The sequence below is a fragment of the Staphylococcus sp. MI 10-1553 genome (genome assembly GCF_010365305.1).
Taxonomy (GTDB): Bacteria; Bacillota; Bacilli; order Staphylococcales; family Staphylococcaceae; genus Staphylococcus.
In genome coordinates this window covers 2878245-2896994 of sequence record NZ_CP048279.1, presented here as the reverse complement: position 1 = coordinate 2896994, position 18750 = coordinate 2878245, and the positions used below count along the sequence as shown (strand labels likewise).

The 18750-nt window shown below is 37.7% G+C and carries 20 protein-coding genes and 2 pseudogenes; 16 read left to right on the top strand and 6 right to left on the bottom strand.

The window, feature by feature from the left end:
- Nucleotides 1-543 precede the first annotated feature (543 nt).
- From rpmH to GZH82_RS13760, 9 genes are all read left to right on the top strand, one after another.
- Nucleotides 544-681, top strand: a complete 138-nt coding sequence (gene rpmH / locus GZH82_RS13800; RefSeq protein ID WP_000240855.1) for a 50S ribosomal protein L34 — start codon at nt 544-546, stop codon at nt 679-681.
- A 174-nt stretch (nt 682-855) separates the two neighbouring features.
- On the top strand, nt 856-1203 hold the full coding sequence (gene rnpA, locus GZH82_RS13795) for a ribonuclease P protein component (protein ID WP_162682955.1): 348 nt from the start codon (nt 856-858) through the stop codon (nt 1201-1203).
- A gap of 213 nt (nt 1204-1416) precedes the next feature.
- Nucleotides 1417-2760: a tRNA uridine-5-carboxymethylaminomethyl(34) synthesis GTPase MnmE gene (gene mnmE / locus GZH82_RS13790; protein ID WP_238989704.1), complete on the top strand. Its 1344-nt coding sequence runs from the start codon at nt 1417-1419 to the stop codon at nt 2758-2760.
- Nucleotides 2761-2778: 18 nt separating this feature from the next.
- Complete coding sequence (mnmG, locus tag GZH82_RS13785; RefSeq protein ID WP_162682953.1) at nt 2779-4653, top strand: tRNA uridine-5-carboxymethylaminomethyl(34) synthesis enzyme MnmG; 1875 nt, start codon at nt 2779-2781, stop codon at nt 4651-4653.
- The gene (gene rsmG, locus GZH82_RS13780) at nt 4654-5373 is read left to right on the top strand and encodes a 16S rRNA (guanine(527)-N(7))-methyltransferase RsmG (RefSeq protein ID WP_162682952.1); all 720 of its coding nucleotides are present in this window, start codon (nt 4654-4656) and stop codon (nt 5371-5373) included.
- Between the two features lie 37 nt (nt 5374-5410).
- Nucleotides 5411-6262: a ParB/RepB/Spo0J family partition protein gene (locus GZH82_RS13775; protein WP_162682951.1), complete on the top strand. Its 852-nt coding sequence runs from the start codon at nt 5411-5413 to the stop codon at nt 6260-6262.
- 366 nt (nt 6263-6628) lie between these two features.
- On the top strand, nt 6629-6811 hold the full coding sequence (locus tag GZH82_RS14400; RefSeq protein WP_238989589.1) for a hypothetical protein: 183 nt from the start codon (nt 6629-6631) through the stop codon (nt 6809-6811).
- A 282-nt stretch (nt 6812-7093) separates the two neighbouring features.
- The gene (locus GZH82_RS13765; protein ID WP_162682950.1) at nt 7094-7282 is read left to right on the top strand and encodes a helix-turn-helix transcriptional regulator; all 189 of its coding nucleotides are present in this window, start codon (nt 7094-7096) and stop codon (nt 7280-7282) included.
- 6 nt (nt 7283-7288) lie between these two features.
- A complete protein-coding gene (locus GZH82_RS13760; protein ID WP_162682949.1) occupies nt 7289-7792 on the top strand; it encodes a hypothetical protein in 504 nt (167 codons plus the stop codon).
- Nucleotides 7793-7855: 63 nt separating this feature from the next.
- Here GZH82_RS13760 and mhqD read toward each other — a convergent pair whose 3' ends face one another.
- The 4 genes from mhqD to GZH82_RS13740 all read right to left on the bottom strand — a co-directional run bounded on the left by mhqD (nt 7856) and on the right by GZH82_RS13740 (nt 10600).
- Entirely contained in the window at nt 7856-8443 is a 588-nt protein-coding gene (gene mhqD / locus GZH82_RS13755; protein WP_162682948.1) for a methylhydroquinone degradation carboxylesterase MhqD, read from the bottom strand.
- 21 nt (nt 8444-8464) lie between these two features.
- Nucleotides 8465-9082: a flavin reductase family protein gene (locus GZH82_RS13750; RefSeq protein ID WP_162682947.1), complete on the bottom strand. Its 618-nt coding sequence runs from the start codon at nt 9080-9082 to the stop codon at nt 8465-8467.
- 45 nt (nt 9083-9127) lie between these two features.
- Nucleotides 9128-10090 carry a ring-cleaving dioxygenase gene (locus GZH82_RS13745; protein ID WP_162682946.1) on the bottom strand — a complete coding sequence of 321 codons (963 nt, stop codon included), beginning with the start codon at nt 10088-10090 and terminating at the stop codon, nt 9128-9130.
- A gap of 78 nt (nt 10091-10168) precedes the next feature.
- Nucleotides 10169-10600: a MarR family winged helix-turn-helix transcriptional regulator gene (locus GZH82_RS13740; protein WP_162682945.1), complete on the bottom strand. Its 432-nt coding sequence runs from the start codon at nt 10598-10600 to the stop codon at nt 10169-10171.
- 169 nt (nt 10601-10769) lie between these two features.
- On the opposite strand from GZH82_RS13740, the gene GZH82_RS13735 reads away from it, so the two are divergent.
- Entirely contained in the window at nt 10770-11045 is a 276-nt protein-coding gene (locus tag GZH82_RS13735) for a GNAT family N-acetyltransferase (protein WP_162682944.1), read from the top strand.
- A 529-nt stretch (nt 11046-11574) separates the two neighbouring features.
- On the opposite strand, the gene GZH82_RS13730 is transcribed toward GZH82_RS13735, so the two are convergent.
- Complete coding sequence (locus GZH82_RS13730; RefSeq protein ID WP_162682943.1) at nt 11575-12492, bottom strand: DUF5996 family protein; 918 nt, start codon at nt 12490-12492, stop codon at nt 11575-11577.
- Nucleotides 12493-12856: 364 nt separating this feature from the next.
- Between GZH82_RS13730 and GZH82_RS13725 the strand changes: the two genes are divergently transcribed.
- Complete coding sequence (locus GZH82_RS13725; RefSeq protein ID WP_162682942.1) at nt 12857-14296, top strand: carbon starvation CstA family protein; 1440 nt, start codon at nt 12857-12859, stop codon at nt 14294-14296.
- Between the two features lie 308 nt (nt 14297-14604).
- Here GZH82_RS13725 and GZH82_RS14685 read toward each other — a convergent pair.
- Nucleotides 14605-14743, bottom strand: a pseudogene (locus tag GZH82_RS14685) (MATE family efflux transporter); the annotation flags it as partial.
- A 439-nt stretch (nt 14744-15182) separates the two neighbouring features.
- Here GZH82_RS14685 and ureE point away from each other — a divergent pair.
- From ureE to GZH82_RS13695, 5 genes and pseudogenes are all read left to right on the top strand, one after another.
- Nucleotides 15183-15638, top strand: coding sequence for an urease accessory protein UreE (ureE, locus tag GZH82_RS13715; RefSeq protein ID WP_019166033.1), 456 nt, complete (start codon nt 15183-15185; stop codon nt 15636-15638).
- The gene (locus GZH82_RS13710) at nt 15631-16323 is read left to right on the top strand and encodes an urease accessory protein UreF (protein WP_162682941.1); all 693 of its coding nucleotides are present in this window, start codon (nt 15631-15633) and stop codon (nt 16321-16323) included. Before ureE ends, GZH82_RS13710 begins: the two co-directional genes overlap by 8 nt.
- Before the next feature lie 12 nt (nt 16324-16335).
- Nucleotides 16336-16947: an urease accessory protein UreG gene (gene ureG / locus GZH82_RS13705; RefSeq protein ID WP_096546754.1), complete on the top strand. Its 612-nt coding sequence runs from the start codon at nt 16336-16338 to the stop codon at nt 16945-16947.
- Complete coding sequence (locus GZH82_RS13700) at nt 16947-17780, top strand: urease accessory protein UreD (RefSeq protein WP_162682940.1); 834 nt, start codon at nt 16947-16949, stop codon at nt 17778-17780. Before ureG ends, GZH82_RS13700 begins: the two co-directional genes overlap by 1 nt.
- Before the next feature lie 391 nt (nt 17781-18171).
- Nucleotides 18172-18678, top strand: a pseudogene (locus GZH82_RS13695) (group II intron maturase-specific domain-containing protein); the annotation flags it as partial.
- Between the last annotated feature and the right edge of the window lie 72 nt (nt 18679-18750).

Below are 18750 nucleotides of genomic sequence, written 5' to 3'. Positions count from 1 at the left end.
TTTAACTCCATCTTCCTAAGTAAAAATTTTTGTTATACACAATATCCCCACCTGTGATTGACGTTAACCACAGGCTGTTAATAATTATCCACAAATTAATCACATACTGTGGATGAGTATCCTGTGATTGTGAGTTATACACAATATATTTGCGTACAGTACATAGTATTCAACCTATGTAGAATAAGGGATTACACCACTTATCCACACAATTATACTTTTTCACATAGGGGGATGTCAAACGCCTGTGAATATGTTGTTATCATCTTGAGTAACTTGTGCACATAAAAATGTTATCCACAATTTGAGTGACGAGGGATGTGAATAAGTGGACAACTTTTCAACAATGATTATCGAGAATTATGAAAAAACCCACTTGATTTACAGAGATGATTTTGTTATATTGTAGTAGTTGCTTGAAATGTAGACGTTTCATTTTAGTAGAGAAATATCTATTTTGAACTTATTAGAAATGAAATTAACTTAATTTATCTATAATGACGTATTTAGATAATTGAATGAATGAAGATGGAGGTGTTTTGCATGGTAAAACGTACTTATCAACCAAATAAGCGTAAACATAGTAAAGTTCATGGTTTCAGAAAACGCATGAGCACTAAAAACGGCCGTAAAGTATTAGCTCGTCGTCGTCGTAAAGGTCGTAAAGTTTTATCAGCATAAGATCACTGACTCATTCAGTGGTCTTTTTTTTGAGTTAACGACTATTGAATGAGGCATGATATGGCAATTGTGCTGAATTAGAAGAGGATCAATGAAAAACGATGAAGTTTGAGTAATTGTCCTAATCACTATCCCGTTATTTTGGGCATTTTGAAGAAAGACGAGTGATGTACAATGGAAAAAGCATACCGAATTAAAAAAAATGCTGACTTTCAATTGATTTATCGCAAAGGTAAATCTGTAGCCAATCGCCAATTTGTCGTCTATACTTATGAAACTCAGATGTTAACACATTTTAGACTAGGCATCAGCGTTTCAAAAAAAATAGGTAATGCTGTGACTCGAAATCGAATTAAAAGAAGCATAAGAGAGTGTTTTAAAGTGCATAAAGAAGACATCTTGCCAAAAGATATTATTGTGATAGCAAGATTTCCTGCGAAGACGATGTCGACAGCTGAAATTCAAAAGAGTTTAGAACATGTTTTAAAAATTGCGAAGGTCTTTAACAAACGAATAAAGTAGGGGAGATTTAGACTTCGGTTTGTGTGACTTCAGACAAACCGAAGTCTAACTTCTAATAATGAATAAAGAAAACTTTCATTAAATACCGCAAATAAAAACATGTGATTCGCAATAGATTGAGAAACATTTTACAATATGAAAAGGAATATTGTGTTAAAGGGAGGTACGTCAATCGTGGAACAACTTGATACGATAACGAGTATATCGACACCAATGGGGGAAGGGGCAATCGGCATTGTCCGTTTATCAGGTCATGATGCGGTCGAAATTGCAGATAAGCTATATAAAGGAAAGCATCCATTAAAGGATGTACCGACACATACGATTAATTATGGCCACATTATTGATCCAGAGACTGAAGAAGTCGTTGAAGAGGTCATGGTGTCAGTATTACGCGCACCACGTACGTTTACACGAGAAGATATCGTGGAGATTAACTGTCATGGTGGCATTCTGACAATCAATCGTGTACTTGAATTAACGATGACATATGGCGCAAGAATGGCTGAACCCGGTGAATATACGAAGCGTGCTTTTTTAAATGGTCGCATCGATTTATCACAGGCTGAAGCGGTCATGGACTTTATCCGTTCTAAGACTGACCGGGCGTCTAAAGTAGCGATGAATCAAATTGAAGGACGTTTGAGTGACTTAATTAAGCGTCAACGTCAATCGATTTTGGAGATTTTGGCACAAGTCGAAGTGAATATCGATTATCCTGAATATGATGATGTAGAGGATACGACAACCGAATTTTTATTAGAACGTTCACAAGAAATTAAACAAGAGATTCAAAAATTACTCGATACGGGTGTACAAGGTAAAATCATGCGTGAAGGTTTATCAACAGTCATCGTCGGTAAGCCAAACGTCGGCAAGTCTTCTATGCTGAACAATCTCATTCAAGATAACAAAGCTATTGTTACTGAAGTCGCTGGAACAACGCGTGACGTACTTGAAGAATATGTCAATGTCCGCGGTGTACCGTTAAGATTGGTTGATACAGCTGGGATTCGTGAGACAGAAGATATTGTCGAACGTATTGGTGTTGAACGTTCGCGTAAAGCATTAAGTGAGGCGGATTTAATTTTATTCGTTTTAAACTATAACGAACCATTAACGGAAGATGATCGTAAATTATATGAAGTCATTAAAAATGAAGATGCGATTGTCATTATTAATAAAACTGATCTAGAACAACGCTTAGACCTTGCAGAAGTAGAAGCAATGGTAGGGGATATGCCAATCATTCAAACATCGATGCTCCAACAACAAGGGATAGACGAGTTAGAAATACAAATACGTGATTTATTCTTTGGTGGAGAGGTACAAAGCCAAGATATGACATACGTGTCTAATTCACGCCACATTTCATTATTAAAGCAAGCTAAAAATGCAATACAAGATGCGATTGATGCTGCAGAAATGGGTGTCCCAATGGATATGGTACAAATCGACTTAACGCGCACATGGGAAATTTTAGGTGAAATTATAGGTGAATCCGCAAGTGAAGAATTGATTGATCAACTGTTTAGTCAATTCTGTCTCGGAAAATAATTTTTGGAGGTTAACGAAATGGTAAAATCATTCGACGTGATTGTAGTAGGTGCTGGACATTCCGGTATTGAAGCCGGACTCGCATCAGCGCGACGTGGTGCACATACGCTCATGCTGACAATCAATTTAGATAATATCGCATTTATGCCATGTAACCCATCAGTAGGGGGACCTGCGAAAGGGATTGTCGTGCGTGAAATCGATGCGCTCGGTGGACAAATGGCGAAAACAATCGATAAAACACATATTCAAATGCGTATGTTGAACACAGGGAAAGGGCCAGCTGTTCGCGCATTACGTGCTCAAGCAGACAAAATCCTGTATCAACAAGAAATGAAACGTATATTAGAAGATGAAGATAACTTAGAAGTCATGCAAGGAATGGTAGACGAATTGATTATCGAAGACGGTGAAGTGAAAGGTGTACGTACGAATATCGGTACAGAATATCGCGCAAAAGCCGTTATTTTAACGACAGGTACATTTTTACGCGGTGAAATTATTCTCGGTAATTTGAAATATTCAAGTGGTCCAAACCATCAATTGCCATCGATCACACTTGCAGATCATTTACGTGAACTTGGATTCGAAGTCGTACGTTTCAAAACGGGAACACCACCACGTGTAAATGCGAAAACGATTGATTATAGTAAAACTGAAATTCAACCTGGTGATGATGTCGGTCGTGCATTCAGCTATGATACGACAGAATATATTTTAGACCAGCTGCCATGTTGGTTGACATATACTAATGGCGAAACACATCAAGTGATTGATGATAACTTACACTTATCCGCGATGTACTCAGGTATGATTAAAGGAACAGGCCCGCGTTATTGCCCATCAATTGAAGATAAGTTTGTTCGTTTTAACGATAAGCCGAGACATCAACTTTTCCTTGAACCAGAAGGCCGTAATACAAATGAAGTTTACGTCCAAGGATTATCAACAAGCTTACCTGAAGAAGTACAACGTCAAATGTTAGCGACGATTCCAGGTTTAGAAAAAGCAGACATGATGCGTGCAGGTTATGCAATTGAATATGACGCACTCGTACCAACGCAATTATGGCCAACGCTTGAAACGAAAATGATTAAAAACCTTTATACAGCAGGTCAAATTAATGGGACATCAGGTTATGAAGAAGCGGCAGGTCAAGGTTTAATGGCCGGAATTAATGCAGCAGCGCGTGTGTTAGGTAAAGAAGAAACAATTTTACGCCGTTCAGACGCATACATCGGTGTGTTAATCGATGACCTTGTGACAAAAGGAACGAATGAACCGTATCGTTTACTGACATCTCGTGCCGAATATCGTTTGTTATTACGTCATGACAATGCAGATTTACGTTTAACAGACTTAGGTCACGAATTAGGCTTAATTACTGATGAACGTTATGAAAGATTTAATACGAAGCGTCAACAAATCACTGATGAAATCGCACGGTTAGAACAAATTCGCGTTAAACCAAGTGAACGTGTGCAACAAATCATTGAAGAAAAGGGCGGTTCTCGTCTTAAAGATGGTATTTTGGCGAAAGAATTGTTACGTCGTCCAGAAATGACTTATGAAACGATTATTGAGATTTTAGAAGAAGACCATCAATTGCCGGCAGATGTTGAAGAACAAGTTGAAATTCAAACAAAATATGAAGGCTATATCAATAAATCGTTACAACAAGTAGATAAAGTGAAAAGAATGGAACAAAAGAAAATTCCAGAAGATCTTGATTACAGTAAAATCGATAGCTTAGCGACTGAAGCACGTGAAAAATTGGCTCAAGTTAAACCTCTTAATATTGCGCAAGCCTCACGTATTTCAGGTGTTAATCCAGCAGATATTTCAATATTGTTAGTCTACTTAGAACAAGGTAAAATTCAAAGGGTGAAATAAATGAGCGTAGAATGGTTAGCGATACAATTAAGCGAGCACGGAATCACTTTATCTGAGCATCAAAAGCAACAATTTGAAAAATATTATGAAATGCTTGTAGAATGGAATGAGAAAATTAATTTAACAAGTATTATTGAAAAACATGAAGTGTATTTGAAACATTTTTATGATTCCATCACGCCGAGTTTTTACTGCGATTTCAATCGTTCACTCAATTTGTGTGACGTGGGTGCAGGCGCAGGATTTCCAAGTATTCCGTTGAAAATTGTTTTTCCGGAAATTCATGTGACCATTGTTGATGCATTGAACAAACGCATTCAGTTTTTAAATCAATTGGCAGAAGCGTTAGAATTGGAAGGTGTCCGATTTGTGCATGATCGTGCAGAAACATTTGCGAAGAATGAAGACTACCGGGCGTCTTTCGATGTTGTCACAGCAAGGGCTGTCGCACGTATGACAGTGTTGAGTGAACTCTGTATTCCGTTAGTGAAAAAATATGGTGTCTTTCTTGCATTGAAATCTTCAAAAGGTCAAGAAGAGTTGGAAGAAGCACGCTTTGCAGTAGGTGTGTTAGGTGGGCGCATTGAGCGAGTAGATACTTTTGATTTACCGGAAGATGCAGGTGAACGTCAAATTGTAACAATAGAAAAACGTAGCCAAACGCCTAAAAAGTACCCGCGTAAACCGGGAACGCCAAACAAATCACCACTTGTTGAATAAAGCATGGATTATGGAATATTAAAGGGAGAGAATAAACATGAAGAAACCCTTTTCTAAGTTATTTGGTTTAAAAAATAAAGATGACCTATTCACCGTGACAGATGAAGACAAAAAGGGCGTGCAATCAATCAATATTGAAAAAATTGTGCCTAATCGTTATCAACCACGCCAAAAGTTTGATACAGCACGGATTGAGGAATTAGCTGAATCTATAAGCGCACACGGTTTACTCCAGCCGATTGTCGTACGCCCGATTGAAGAAAATATGTATGAAATCATTGCGGGTGAACGCCGTTTTCGTGCCTTACAAATGAATCAAATGACAGAAGCGGAAGTACTCGTGCGTCATTTAGATGATGAGGAAACGGCTGTAGTTGCACTGATTGAAAATATTCAACGCGAAAACTTATCAGCTGTGGAAGAAGCAGAAGCCTACAAAAAATTGTTAGCGTTTGAAGGCATTACACAAGCCGAACTCGCCAAAAGTGTTGGAAAGAGTCAAAGTTTCATTGCGAATAAGTTGCGTTTGTTGAAGTTAACGCCTGTCGTGTTGGAAGCGGTCCGTGAACATCAAATTACAGAACGTCATGCACGTGCGCTCGTTGGCCAAACGCCTGAATTTCAAGAAGAGATGCTCGGCGTCATTTTGAAAGAGCAGTTGAATGTGAAACAAACCGAGGAACGTTTGAAGGCAACGGTTGTTAAAGATGATGTTGTGGAAGAGAAAGTCGTGGCGCGTCCTCCTGAATTTGCACAAGATGTCTCTGAAGCCCGTGATATTATTGCGGATAGTCTCATGGAAATCCGTGCCAATGGAATTCGGTATGAGCAGAAAGAAAAAGAGCATGAAGATTATGTGGAGATTCAGATTCGATTGTATCGTAAGTGATGCTTAGATTGCTTGCACTTTTTCTTTTCACCTCAGGGTACGGTTTTTGCAATCTAGAGCGTTAATCCAATTGAAGTCATCATACAGTCAAATTACTTAATGAGGTAGTGAGAAAAGTTGTTATGATGTCGAAAGGTGCTAGTATAACCCACATTCTAATAATAAATATCAAACCATTTGTTAACTAGACGTATGTTGAGGGGAGTCTCACGTACGTCTATTTTTATTTTTTGGGGATGAAAAAGACATTGTTTACCAGTTTTCTACTTTCTCAAGCCGTATGAGCATTTTGGTCTTAGGGGCTATGACTTTTATCGTCAATTCGGATATAGTGCTATTATCTTGTTTGACTAAAGGAGAGACAACATGACACGCAAAAAAGTTGGACTGATTGCCATACTGGTATTATTGGTGACTGCAGTGATATACATATCTATAAGTTTTATGACGTTGAATGAAAAAGAAGTTTATTATGGTCAAGTGACACATCATGGAGATAGTATCACTTTGTATTCTAAAAATGATAAGCATACAGCATATTTAACATAAAGAAATTGAAAGAATGAAAGAGGGCGGCTGGATTAAAGTGACGATGACCGATCAAAAAGGCGTCATTTTGAATGTCGAACCTATAGCTGAAAATGAAGTTCCGAACAAAGTATTAACAACAATAAAAGATTAGTCATATATCTATGCGTATGATCAAGTGAACGATGGTTGCTTGGTCGTACGTATTTTTTTAACGCATATGTCATTTATATTTGACATCCTCCTGAAAATATCTTAATATAAAAGTACAATATATGTGACATTCTGAAAGGGGCATACATGATGAATCGATTGGTGGAATATAGGAAAAAATGTGGGCTTTCCCAATTAGAATTGTCTCGAAAAGTAGGCGTCTCAAGACAAACGATTAATTTGATTGAAAATAATAAGTACAACCCGTCACTGAAGTTATGTATTAGTATTTGTTTAACATTAGGTGTTACGTTGAATGATATTTTTTGGGAGGACTGATATGACATGACTCGTAAAAATAATAGTTTTGTTGATAGTTTATTAGGTTTCATACAAGACAGAGATGAAAGAGAAGAGCAAATGGTTTACGAAAAAATGACGAATCTGTTTTTGAGTTCTTTTTGGATACTTTTATTATTTCTTTTAATTAGTGGTACTGTTGATGCATATCACAATACAATAACTGTCGGAAGTTTTTTGTTATTTACTTTCTCTGTATTTATTATTTCGTCTATTTTAATTATTTTGAGAAAGTCAGGTTTAGATAAAGAAGTGGTATACAGTGAGGAAGAATATCAAAGTATGTTGAAAAAAGTAAGATTTCGTTCTGCACTTGCATTTGGTTTGTTTCTCTTATTGAGCTTATTCTTTAACATCTTGTTCAAAATGATTGTGTATAAGGAACTTAATTTTGATCACGTCAACTTTTTAGTCTGGATGATAATAGGTATCCTATACGGCCTTGTTTCCTACTATTATGCTAAAAGTAAAATCACTATAGAGAAATAATCATTTCAAAAACAGCATCAAAAAAAGAGCCTAGGCGATAAGCACCTAAGCTCTTTTTCGTACTTATAATGTTTCTTTCGCTGCTAATACTGTAGCTTGGTTCAATTCGTGACTGTTTACCCAGTACTCAGTGACATCAGCACCGCGGTCTTTGAAGATAGCGCGGACATGTTCACTTGCTTCAACTGGTACGATTGGGTCGTTTTTACCCATTGATAGATATACAGATTTACCTGATAAGTCGAGGTCTTCTGGTACATCTAATGGATAAAGTGGTGCGAATAATAAGCCTTTTTTGTATGGCATGTTTTCGTTTAACATTAAGCTAATCGCAATGTTTGAGCCGTTTGAGAAGCCTACTAAAACGACTTTATCTAAGTCGAAATTATATTTGTCTGCTGCATTTTCAAGGAATTCGTGCAATTCAGTTGTTCTAAATTTCAAGTCTTCTACGTCATATTGGCCTTCACCGTGACGTTTGAAGAAGCGGTTCATCCCATTTTCTGATACGTTCCCACGTACACCTAAAACGTTGTAAGTAGGGTCTAAAATTTCTGCTAGTGGTAATAAGTCGTTTTCATCCCCACCTGTACCGTGTAAGAATACGAATGTTGGTTTTGATGGTTTGCCTTGTTTAAAAATGTGTTCCATAACGTTTCACCTCTTTTGTAATTATCTCGGTCTTTCAATCGTAAATGTTTCGCCTAAACGTGCATAGTCATCACCAGCAAGTCGGCTTACGGGCTTAATGTTTTCTACGTCTATATACCCTTTTTCTAGATCAAATAAATCTTCATCTATATAAACCTTTTGAATTTCAAGTAATAACAAATCGTTTGTATTTTCATTACGATCATTTTTAATTTCAACGTGTTGATAGAGCTTGACTTCAAATCGGATGCTGCTTTCATTCAAGCTAGGAACGCTGACCATTTCCGAATCTGTCGTTGTAAATGTAGTATGATCCAATTCGCTTTCATCAGGAGGTAGCAGAGTAGCCGTTTGATTCGCATTCGCAACGTTATCTTCAGTTACGACATGCACGACTGCTTCTTTCGTCGTTAAGATATTGCGCGCAGTGTCTTTCATCTCGCCTTCTTTACGATTGACTGCTACCGATAATAGTGCTGGTTCTGAAGCGACAATATTGAAAAAGCTGAACGGTGCAATATTAAGAAGACCTTCCTCAGACTGACTCGTAATTAATGCGATAGGTCGAGGCACAACAGAACCGATTAAAAATTTATACATTTGTTGCTTTGATAATTCAGATGCGTAAAAAGCGTACATGGTAGCCCTCCATTCTCATATCACTTTTGCACATGAATGCGTGTCTTATTTTGTGCTACGAGTTGTGTCGAATGGGCGTACTTCAGATTCGATGTACTCTCTTTGATCTTCTAAGAATGGTGGTAATGATAATGTTTCACCTAAAGTTTCGTATGGTTCGTCACCCATGAATCCAGGACCGTCAGTTGAAAGTTCGATTAAGATGTGACCGATACGAGTGTAAAGTGCTTTGAAGTAGAAACGGTCTACAATACCAGAGCTTCTTACACCTAATTCATTGTATCTTTCAAACCATTCTTCAATTGCTTCGTCATTTTCAACACGGAATGAAACATGGTGGACTTGACCATAACCTGGACGGCTTTCTTTTGTTTCATCTTTACGTAAGATCACTTGACCGCCGTTACCCCCTTTACCTACTTCTAAAAGTGTTACGTCGCTTTCTTCTTTAACTGGTTTCATACCATAAAGGTCCATTAATGCTTGTTTGAACTCATCATAGTAGCTTACTGTAATTTCGATTGGACCTAAACCGTAAATCGCTTTGTCTTGAGGTACAGGACCGTTTTTCCATGCGATACCTGGTTCAACACCTGTATTATTTTCATCTGAAAAGAGTTGGTATCTTTGACCGTCTTCTTCTTCAAAACGTAATACTTTAGTACCAAATACTGTATCGATGTCGTCGTGTTTAACACCAAACTCGTCGAAACGATCTTTGTAGTATTCTAAAGCTGCATCGTTTGGTACACGGAAACCAGTACGGCTGATTGAGTTTGTACCTGGTGCGCCTTTAGGGTTATTTGGGAAATCAAAGAATGTCATATCTGTACCAGCGTGACCTTCATCATCAGCGAAGAAAGTGTGGTACGTATAAATGTCATCTTGGTTAACTGTTTTTTTAACAAGTCTCATACCGAGTACATCAGTAAAGAAATGATAGTTACGTTCTGCGTTATCTGTCATTGCTGTTACGTGGTGGATACCTTTTAATGGATATTGTTTCATTTTTAAAAACTCCCTTTTTAATAAATTGTCTCTAATTCGAACTAATTTCTGTGTGAAATAAAAGTACACGCCTTCAATTCACTGTTGCTGTTGTGTACTTAACGTTTTTAACACTTGTTGTAATGTGTTCAATTCTTCATCTGTGAGTACTGAAAAAACCTTTTCAATTGCTTGTGCATGTTCTGGGAAGACTTTCTCCATGAGCTGCTGGCCTTTGTCAGTCAAAGCTGCATAACTTACACGTCGATCTCTATCACATTGTCGGCGTTTTAAATATCCTTTTTGTTCTAAAGAATTAACGACATAAGTTGTACTGCTACTGGCAATCAAAATGCGTTCTTGAATCCGTTGAATACTTTGTTCGCCCTTGTTGAACAAAAGTTCAAGTACCGCGAACGCAGTGACATTAAGGCCATACGATTTGACATCATTGCGAATCATTTTATCAATCATGTCATTGGTTCGTTTGATGCCGATTAATGTTTTGAGTGCGGTTTCTGTTCTCTGCAAGTGCCAACACCTCCTTTTTTATTTCGAATTCGAGATAATTATAACGTGGATAGAAAACTTTGTAAAGCATTAAGTTTAATTTTTATACCGGATGGGTCAATTATTTGGATAAGAGGTATGAAATCACTATAATGGTTGTTGTACGATAATGATATAAGGAGGCGTAATTATGGCAGAAATTAAAAAAGGTAATAACAAGTACTATGTAGGAGAATCTGAAAGCAATCCAGAAGCAATCATGACTTACGTACCAGGAGAGACTCAAATTATCATTGACCACACGGTAGTTGGGGACGCATTAAGAGGTCAAGGTGTTGGGAAACAATTAGTTGAAGCGGCTGTTAAAGATGCACGTGAAAACAACTTCAAAATTTTCGCAACATGTCCATTTGCGAAAAGCGTATTAGAAAAAACAGAAGAATACCATGACGTATACGGTGGCTAATCCCCTATCAAACAAATGGATAGGAAAAAGAGGCTGAGGATGTGAATTCCCCAGTCTCTTTTTATAATACTTTGATGCTATTGATTCTATGAACTTATCTTCATTTCAGAAACATGTCCTTAATTTTTCTATAACTTGAATGTAAGATTGCTTAAATGGATGAGACGCCTGAGGGAATGAGTGCATACTGTTAACAGTCACGTCTTTACTTTAAATAGCGATTACTGTTTATCGCAGTAGCTGTCTGACTTCTCAATACGTAGGCTTTTGAGAAGTCTAGTTAGCCTTGCGGGGGGAGTACTACGAAATGTTTGTGACACATGAGATTTCTGTATTGCTCCCAAAATCCAATTCGGCATCGATCAAGTGTTCATTTCAATCAAGCCGTATTGAGTTGAAGGGCCAGCCCCTCGGAAAGCGAAGCCATGATGGCAATCAAAAACAAAATTCTTAGGGAGAGGGCAAGTTTAACAAAAATACTGCATCAATAGCATCAAAAATTTTTATGTCCGATCCCCTTCAGTTTCATTTAATGTGCATATGGCATTTTTTGAATTTGGTTCGCATCCATTTTTAATGGGACATGGAAGTGATGGCAATTTTCCCATGATAAATGTGATTTGAAAATCTCAAACCCTTGATTGAAAAATGTTGAAAGTGTATTAATTGTTTTAGGCGTCATCGTTTTCATTTCATAAATCAATTCAGTCAGTTGTTGATCGAAATAAGCATCTTCAATGAGTGGTAGATCGAATTTGAAGTCTTTGTCGACGAATGGATAAGGTAAAATGAAGAACGTTGGACCTTCGAAGCGGTCGTCACCAAACCAGAAGCCAAACTCGATAAAGTGTTCATCAAATGCTGCGTACTCAATGACTTGATTTGGCTTGAACATTTCATGGAATGAGTTGTAATGGACTAAACATGAAATATCAAAAGTTCCCCAGAAAAGGCCTGGTTTCATCTTACGTGCGCGATACGGTGCAATGAAATATTGGAGTGAACGTGTCGCAAATGACATTATTTTTAACACTTCTGTACTGATTTCTTCATTATAATGGCAGTGTTGCGTATCTTTAGAAAATAAAGTTGTATCTGCTACTTCTTGTGGGCGTTCATTAATAGTAACTTCGATGCCATGACGATGTAACGCGTCTTGAATTTGTTCATAGTAGCTTTGAATCGTCACACCATTTTTTAATGGAATTTCTTCTTCACCATCGTTTGTTTCAATTAAAATGATGTGCTTCACTAAATTGACACTCACGCTATATGAAGACGATTGATAAAACAAAATCCCCGTGGTGAAACCTGTCGTTGTAATATCTAATACCACGTGTGCCCATTGTGGCTCTTGAAAGGCGCTCGCGAGTTTATGTTTACCTAAAATTTGTGCTAAACGGTGAAGCGTCTCTTTTTCGTCTTTCCAATCTGCAAGTTTTAACATAATAAAAACCTCCAATTTCGATATCGTCGTACTTTCATATGACTATGTGAAATATGAATATATCAACTTTTCTGATTAAGATTTAAACTACGCAAAAATAACTCACGTACAAGTATATATTATTTTATAACAAGAGCTACCGTTAAGCTACTGAGGCGGTGAAAAGTAAGAGAATGGTCACAATTGCTTGGGTGGATGTTGAGTTTGTTACCTATTGCTAAAAGTCTTTCTGTCATACCAAGCATAGAAGTTTTAAAAATAAAAAATGTGACAGTATTGTGAATTTTACACATATCGAGTAAAATAAAGAAAGCGCTTACATTATGTGTTTAAGGGATGTATTTCAAAATAAGGGGGATGCTGTATGATTACGTTTTTAGTGTCTATTGTGTTACTCGTTTTAGGTTATTTTACGTACGGCAAGTATATTGAGAAAATGTTTGGACCACAATATGATCGTCCAACACCTGCACATGATCAAAGAGACGATGTGGATTTTGTACCGATGAAAACTTCTTCTAATGCACTCATTCAATTATTAAATATTGCTGGAGTGGGTCCAATTTTCGGACCAATACTGGGGGCGCTTTATGGTCCAGTGGCATTTTTATGGATTGTATTTGGTTGTATTTTTGCGGGTGCAGTTCATGATTACTTAACAGGGATGATCTCTATTCGAAATCGTGGTGCCCATTTGCCGATATTAGCCGGAAAGTTTTTAGGGTCAGCGATGAAGCATGTCGTGAATATTTTTACGTTACTGCTATTATTACTAACAGGAACAGTGTTTGTGACAAGTCCTGCATTATTGTTACATAACTTAATGCATGGCCAAGTTGCATTAGGTATCATTATATTTGTTATTTTTGTTTATTACATTTTATCTACTGTATTACCGATTGATAAGATTATCGGACGTATTTATCCGATTTTTGGGGCATTGCTTGTATTAAGTGCGGTAGGGGTCTGTTTTCGCTTAATTCAAACAGGTGCACCGATTCCGGAATTAACTTTTGAAAATATGCACCCAGCCCATGCGCCAATTTTCCCATTACTATTTTTTACGATTACTTGTGGGGCATTATCTGGTTTTCATGCGACTCAATCACCCATTATTTCTCGCACAACGAATCAAGAGAAAAATGGGCGTACGATATTTTACGGTATGATGATTGCTGAAGGGATTATTGCGATGATTTGGGCAGCAGCAGCGATGAGTTTATTTGGAGGTTATGGTGGTTTACAAGCTGTGCTCGCAAAAGGTCAAGCGGCACTCGTTGTCAGTGAAGTGTCCACAATGTTACTCGGTTCAGTATTCGGTACAATTGCGGTTTTAGGGGTTATTGTATTGCCGATAACGAGTGGTGATACGTCATTCCGAAGTGCACGTATGATTATTGCAGATTACATTAATTTAGATCAAAAAGCACTCAGTAAACGCTTTTTAGTCGCTATTCCACTCTTTGTAATGAGCTTTATACTGACACAAGTGGATTTTACAGTGTTATGGCGCTATTTCTCATGGGCGAACCAAACCACAGCAGCAGTCGCATTGTGGGTTGGCGCGATGTATTTAATGATTGCTAAGAAAAACTTCTGGGTGGCACTTGTTCCGGCTACATTTATGACGTGGAATTTGTTTACTTACATTTTGAGCCAGCCGATTGGATTCGGATTAGACTTGAACTTAAGTTATGGCTTGGCGGTATGTTGTACAATTGCTTGGGTGGGCTATTTCTTCTATCAATATCGTAAAATCACAGGGGTTCAGACGTTCCAGTTGGATTATCCAATTAAAACGTGAAGATAGCCATTTCCAACATATCATATTTTAAAAACAGGCATATGCTGAAAACGTCTTCAGCATATGCCTGTTTCTTATTATTCGCGTAATGCGTCTGTATCGACTGTAAAGTGATGTCTTGATACATAGACGATGAACATGTCAAGTAGTGAACAGAGCGTTTCTGCCACGAGTCATGACCAATCGACACCAGTTAATCCGAAATAGTTGTCCTAACACGAATAACACTGGAATGATGATGAGCCCTTGTGCGAGTACCATAATCGTTGAACCGCGTCCTTGTCCTGTTGCTTGTAACATCCCTGTCAATAAGAAGCTAATAAAGTAAAGGTTTAAAATCCCATAAATGACACTGAGTAGTGAACTTATCATCATCGGTAATGAAAAATGCATGAGTGCTTTAAAAATACGGGATTTCTCAAAGTAATAAAGTTGTTCGTTTTGCATATCAATATCTTCTTTGGTTGATTAGATGTCTAACTAAATATTGACATGCTTTTTGAAAATGTCAACGTTAATATTTAGCGTCTTCATCCCATGTTGTGTTGTATCATCACTTTACCTCAAAAGTAAAAGTGCTTTGTTTTAAATAAGGATATATCATAGGTCTAAAGTTTTAAATTCAGTGTAACATAGAGTGATTGCTTACTTTTTAAGGATGAAATGTGGTAAAGTAGTGTGTGAATCAACATCAATTCATGTACTTTTTTGAAAGCTATCCGCAATGATATGTTATTGTTGAATAATGTATGATGATTTAAATAGCATTGTGATAAATCGTGGAATTAAATGTATTGAAAGCATCAGTCACTGTTAACTTTATTGATCAGACATGAAAAAAGACATCCATTGGTGTGATTTAGCGATATTCAAGGAGATGAAACATATGATAGTAGAAGAAATACAAGGCAACATCGCAAATTTATCTCAAGAGGAAAAGAACGTTCATATTGAAAAGGTGTATTTAGAAAACTCTGACTTAGTGAAACGTATTCAGCGTGTGACGTCAGACCATGGCACTGAAATTGGGATTCGTTTGAGTCAGCCGATTGATTTACAATATGGAGACATTTTATATCGTGATGACAAAAATATGATTATTATTGATGTGAACTCAGAAGATATTATTGCGATTAAACCACGTACCATTAAAGAAATGGGAGATATCGCGCATCAACTGGGTAACCGTCACTTGCCAGCTCAATTTACAGACGATAATGAAATGTTGGTACAGTATGATTACTTAGTAGAAGATTTATTGAAAGGTCTTGGTATTCCTTATGAACGTGAAGATCGTAAAGTCAACCAAGCCTTTAAACATATAGGACATTCTCATGATTAATCAAGCGTATTTGAAGCTCTTTCAATTTTGTGATTCTCAATTTCCGACTGGTGCGTTTAGTCATTCTTTTGGATTAGAAACGTATATTCAACGTGGGGATATTCATGACGGTGCTTCATTTCAAGCATGGTTAGAAGTATTTTTGAAAGAGCAGTTAACGTATACAGATGGTTTGGCGATGCGTCTCGTCTATGAAGCAATCGAAGCGAATGATACGGCAGCGATTGAGCGACTAGATCAGTTGCTATTCGTGCAAAATATTCCGCGAGAAACGAGAAATGGAACGAAGCAAATGGGTAAACGGATGATTCAGCTCGCGCGCACGATTTACCATGAAGACAAATGGTTGGAATGGTACGGTGAAAAGGCCGCGGCATATGAGTTGCATACCCATCCGGCAGTGGTGTTCACCTTGCTGGGCCATCATTTAGGGATTGAAATTGAAAAAATTATTGATTATTACTACTACCAAAATGTTTCAAGCTTAACGCAAAATGCTGTGCGTGCGATACCGTTAGGGCAAACAGAAGGCCAAACTATCGTAGCTGACATGATTCCATTTATTACGACAACACGTGAGGGCGTGATACAATTGGATGAAGCGGATTTTGGTTTGACAGCACCCGGTATCGAGATGAATCAGTTGGAACATGAAAATGTAGATGTACGTATTTTTATTTCATAGGAGGAATGAAACATGAAACCGATTAAAATTGGTGTAGGTGGACCTGTTGGCGCAGGGAAAACACAACTGATTGAAAAACTTGTTAAACGTCTATCTGAGGAGAAAAGTATTGGCGTCATTACGAATGATATTTATACAAAAGAAGACCAAAAAATCTTAGTTAACTCAGGCGTACTACCAGAAGACCGTATTATCGGTGTGGAAACAGGGGGTTGCCCACATACAGCGATTCGTGAAGATGCTTCCATGAACTTTGCGGCGATTGATGAACTCATGGAACGTCATTCAGATATTGAACTGATTTTTATTGAGTCAGGTGGCGACAACTTAGCAGCGACATTCAGTCCAGAACTGGTTGATTTTTCAATTTATATTATTGACGTCGCACAAGGTGAAAAGATTCCGCGTAAAGGTGGTCAAGGGATGATTAAATCTGACTACTTTGTAATTAATAAAACAGATTTAGCGCAATATGTAGGAGCTTCATTAGAACGTATGGCTGAAGACACAGAGAAATTCCGCAAAAATCGTCCGTTCGCATTTACAAACTTAAAAACGGATGAAGGTTTAGAAGATGTGTTAAATTGGATCAAAAAGGACGTCTTTTTTGAAGGGTTAGAATAATGGCAATTTCTAAATGGACAGGTGAGTTAGATTTAACCTTTAAACATGACGGTAGACGTACTGTAAATGGGAAAACGTATTTCCAAGGTGGGCTTAAAGTCATTCGGCCCACTTATTTAAATGGAAGTCCTCATCCGACGATGTTTTTGATTAACTTAGGCGGGGGCTTCGTTGACGGTGACCGCTACCGCATGGCTGTCCACTTTGAGCCACGTACACACGCAATCTTAACGACTCAAGGTGCGACGATTGTTTTTAAAACGTTGGAAGATAAAGTCGAGCAATACCAAACGTTTCATCTCGATGACGAATCGTTTATGGAATTTATCAGTGATCCGATTATTGGTTATTCAGAAGCGAAATTTTATCAAGTCAATCAATTCCATTTAAGTCCGACTGCTTCTATGTTTTATACAGATATTTTAACGCCAGGTTATGATAAAGAAGGGCGCCAATTTAATTATCATTATTTACATCTCAAAAACGAAATTTATGTGGATGAAAAACTGGTCGTATTTGATAATTTGAAGTTAGATACGCAGAAAAATAAAGTGACGAATATGGGCTATATGGAAGGATTTACACATATGGCTTCTTGTTTTTATATTAGCCCAGGTGTCAATCAGAAAGTCGTTGAAGCGGTACAAGAAGTGGTGACACCTTATATCGATGAACATTGCCGTGTCGGTGTGACATTACTTCCGACACACGGTTTAACATTTCGTATTTTGGCGTATTCCACAGACGTTATTCAACGGGTCATTCATGCCGTACATCAATATGTCATGGAAACGTACCATGAAGAAGACGCACAATTTTTAAGAAAATATTAAAGTAACGGAATGCATCACATAAAAAGCTTCTTTTCCTTAAATTTAACGGGAAGAGAAGCTTTTTTGAGTACGCCCAACATGGGTAACACCTTGACGGTGAAAGTCCGTTACAGGCTTGGTAGTAGGAACTGTTAGCGAAAGACAAGGGTGTCCATTGTGAAGTGGAATCTGAAGGAAGTCGGACGCAAACACGCGCACTGACGAACAGAAACATCATATTAAGGCTATGTAAAATGGATGAATCTGCACAACAAGATGAAGTACGATACTACCCGAGTTCTATATAGTAAATGATGCGGTGGAATGAGTGGAAAGAGGATACACCTTACCTGGGGAGGTCTCATCAGCGGTATTTTCTATCGTAGTAACAACGAATGATGAGAAATCAGCAAATGAAGACAAAAGCAGAGTCGGAGCAGTCACTCGTTTAAAGTTCTTGAGTTGTCTAATAACCAAGGTCAATGGGGTTTATCGTTTCAGACCGACTACGGAAGCAAAAAGAAATTTAATACGCGCCTTAAAAAGGTTAACGAAACGAAATAGAACCGGCACTTTCAAGGATATTATCACTGAAATCAATCAAGTGACACGAGGTTGGATAAATGACTTTGGTAGAGGTTTTATTAAAGGATTCATTGAAACCACGCAATCTTGGCTAAACCGCCGACTTAGACAACTCATTCTTAAACGGTGGAAAAGAGTAAGAACTCAATATAAGATGTTATGCCAATATGGTCTTGACCATAGAAGTGCAATGAAAATCGCACAGTCTCGCAAAAAATACTGGCGATTATCGAACACGCACGAGGTTCATCGTGCACTTACAACAAAACAACTCTACAAGTGGGGATTAATACCATTAGCCCAGCTTGCAGAGTTGGATTACGCAAGATATTGAACCGCCGAGTACGGAACCGTACGCTCGGTGGTGTGAGAGGACGAATAGTCAATTAATGGATATTCTCCTACT

Coding starts and splice junctions, on each gene's coding strand:
- ureE (WP_019166033.1), top strand. CDS start 15,183: ATGATAGTAGAAGAAATACAAGGCAACATCGCAAATTTATCTCAAGAG.
- rsmG (WP_162682952.1), top strand. CDS start 4,654: ATGAGCGTAGAATGGTTAGCGATACAATTAAGCGAGCACGGAATCACT.
- rnpA (WP_162682955.1), top strand. CDS start 856: ATGGAAAAAGCATACCGAATTAAAAAAAATGCTGACTTTCAATTGATT.
- GZH82_RS14400 (WP_238989589.1), top strand. CDS start 6,629: ATGACACGCAAAAAAGTTGGACTGATTGCCATACTGGTATTATTGGTG.
- GZH82_RS13745 (WP_162682946.1), bottom strand. CDS start 10,090: ATGAAACAATATCCATTAAAAGGTATCCACCACGTAACAGCAATGACA.
- GZH82_RS13760 (WP_162682949.1), top strand. CDS start 7,289: ATGACTCGTAAAAATAATAGTTTTGTTGATAGTTTATTAGGTTTCATA.
- mhqD (WP_162682948.1), bottom strand. CDS start 8,443: ATGGAACACATTTTTAAACAAGGCAAACCATCAAAACCAACATTCGTA.
- GZH82_RS13700 (WP_162682940.1), top strand. CDS start 16,947: ATGGCAATTTCTAAATGGACAGGTGAGTTAGATTTAACCTTTAAACAT.
- rpmH (WP_000240855.1), top strand. CDS start 544: ATGGTAAAACGTACTTATCAACCAAATAAGCGTAAACATAGTAAAGTT.
- ureG (WP_096546754.1), top strand. CDS start 16,336: ATGAAACCGATTAAAATTGGTGTAGGTGGACCTGTTGGCGCAGGGAAA.
- GZH82_RS13730 (WP_162682943.1), bottom strand. CDS start 12,492: ATGTTAAAACTTGCAGATTGGAAAGACGAAAAAGAGACGCTTCACCGT.
- GZH82_RS13725 (WP_162682942.1), top strand. CDS start 12,857: ATGATTACGTTTTTAGTGTCTATTGTGTTACTCGTTTTAGGTTATTTT.
- mnmE (WP_238989704.1), top strand. CDS start 1,417: ATGGGGGAAGGGGCAATCGGCATTGTCCGTTTATCAGGTCATGATGCG.
- GZH82_RS13735 (WP_162682944.1), top strand. CDS start 10,770: ATGGCAGAAATTAAAAAAGGTAATAACAAGTACTATGTAGGAGAATCT.
- mnmG (WP_162682953.1), top strand. CDS start 2,779: ATGGTAAAATCATTCGACGTGATTGTAGTAGGTGCTGGACATTCCGGT.
- GZH82_RS13750 (WP_162682947.1), bottom strand. CDS start 9,082: ATGTACGCTTTTTACGCATCTGAATTATCAAAGCAACAAATGTATAAA.
- GZH82_RS13710 (WP_162682941.1), top strand. CDS start 15,631: ATGATTAATCAAGCGTATTTGAAGCTCTTTCAATTTTGTGATTCTCAA.
- GZH82_RS13765 (WP_162682950.1), top strand. CDS start 7,094: ATGAATCGATTGGTGGAATATAGGAAAAAATGTGGGCTTTCCCAATTA.
- GZH82_RS13775 (WP_162682951.1), top strand. CDS start 5,411: ATGAAGAAACCCTTTTCTAAGTTATTTGGTTTAAAAAATAAAGATGAC.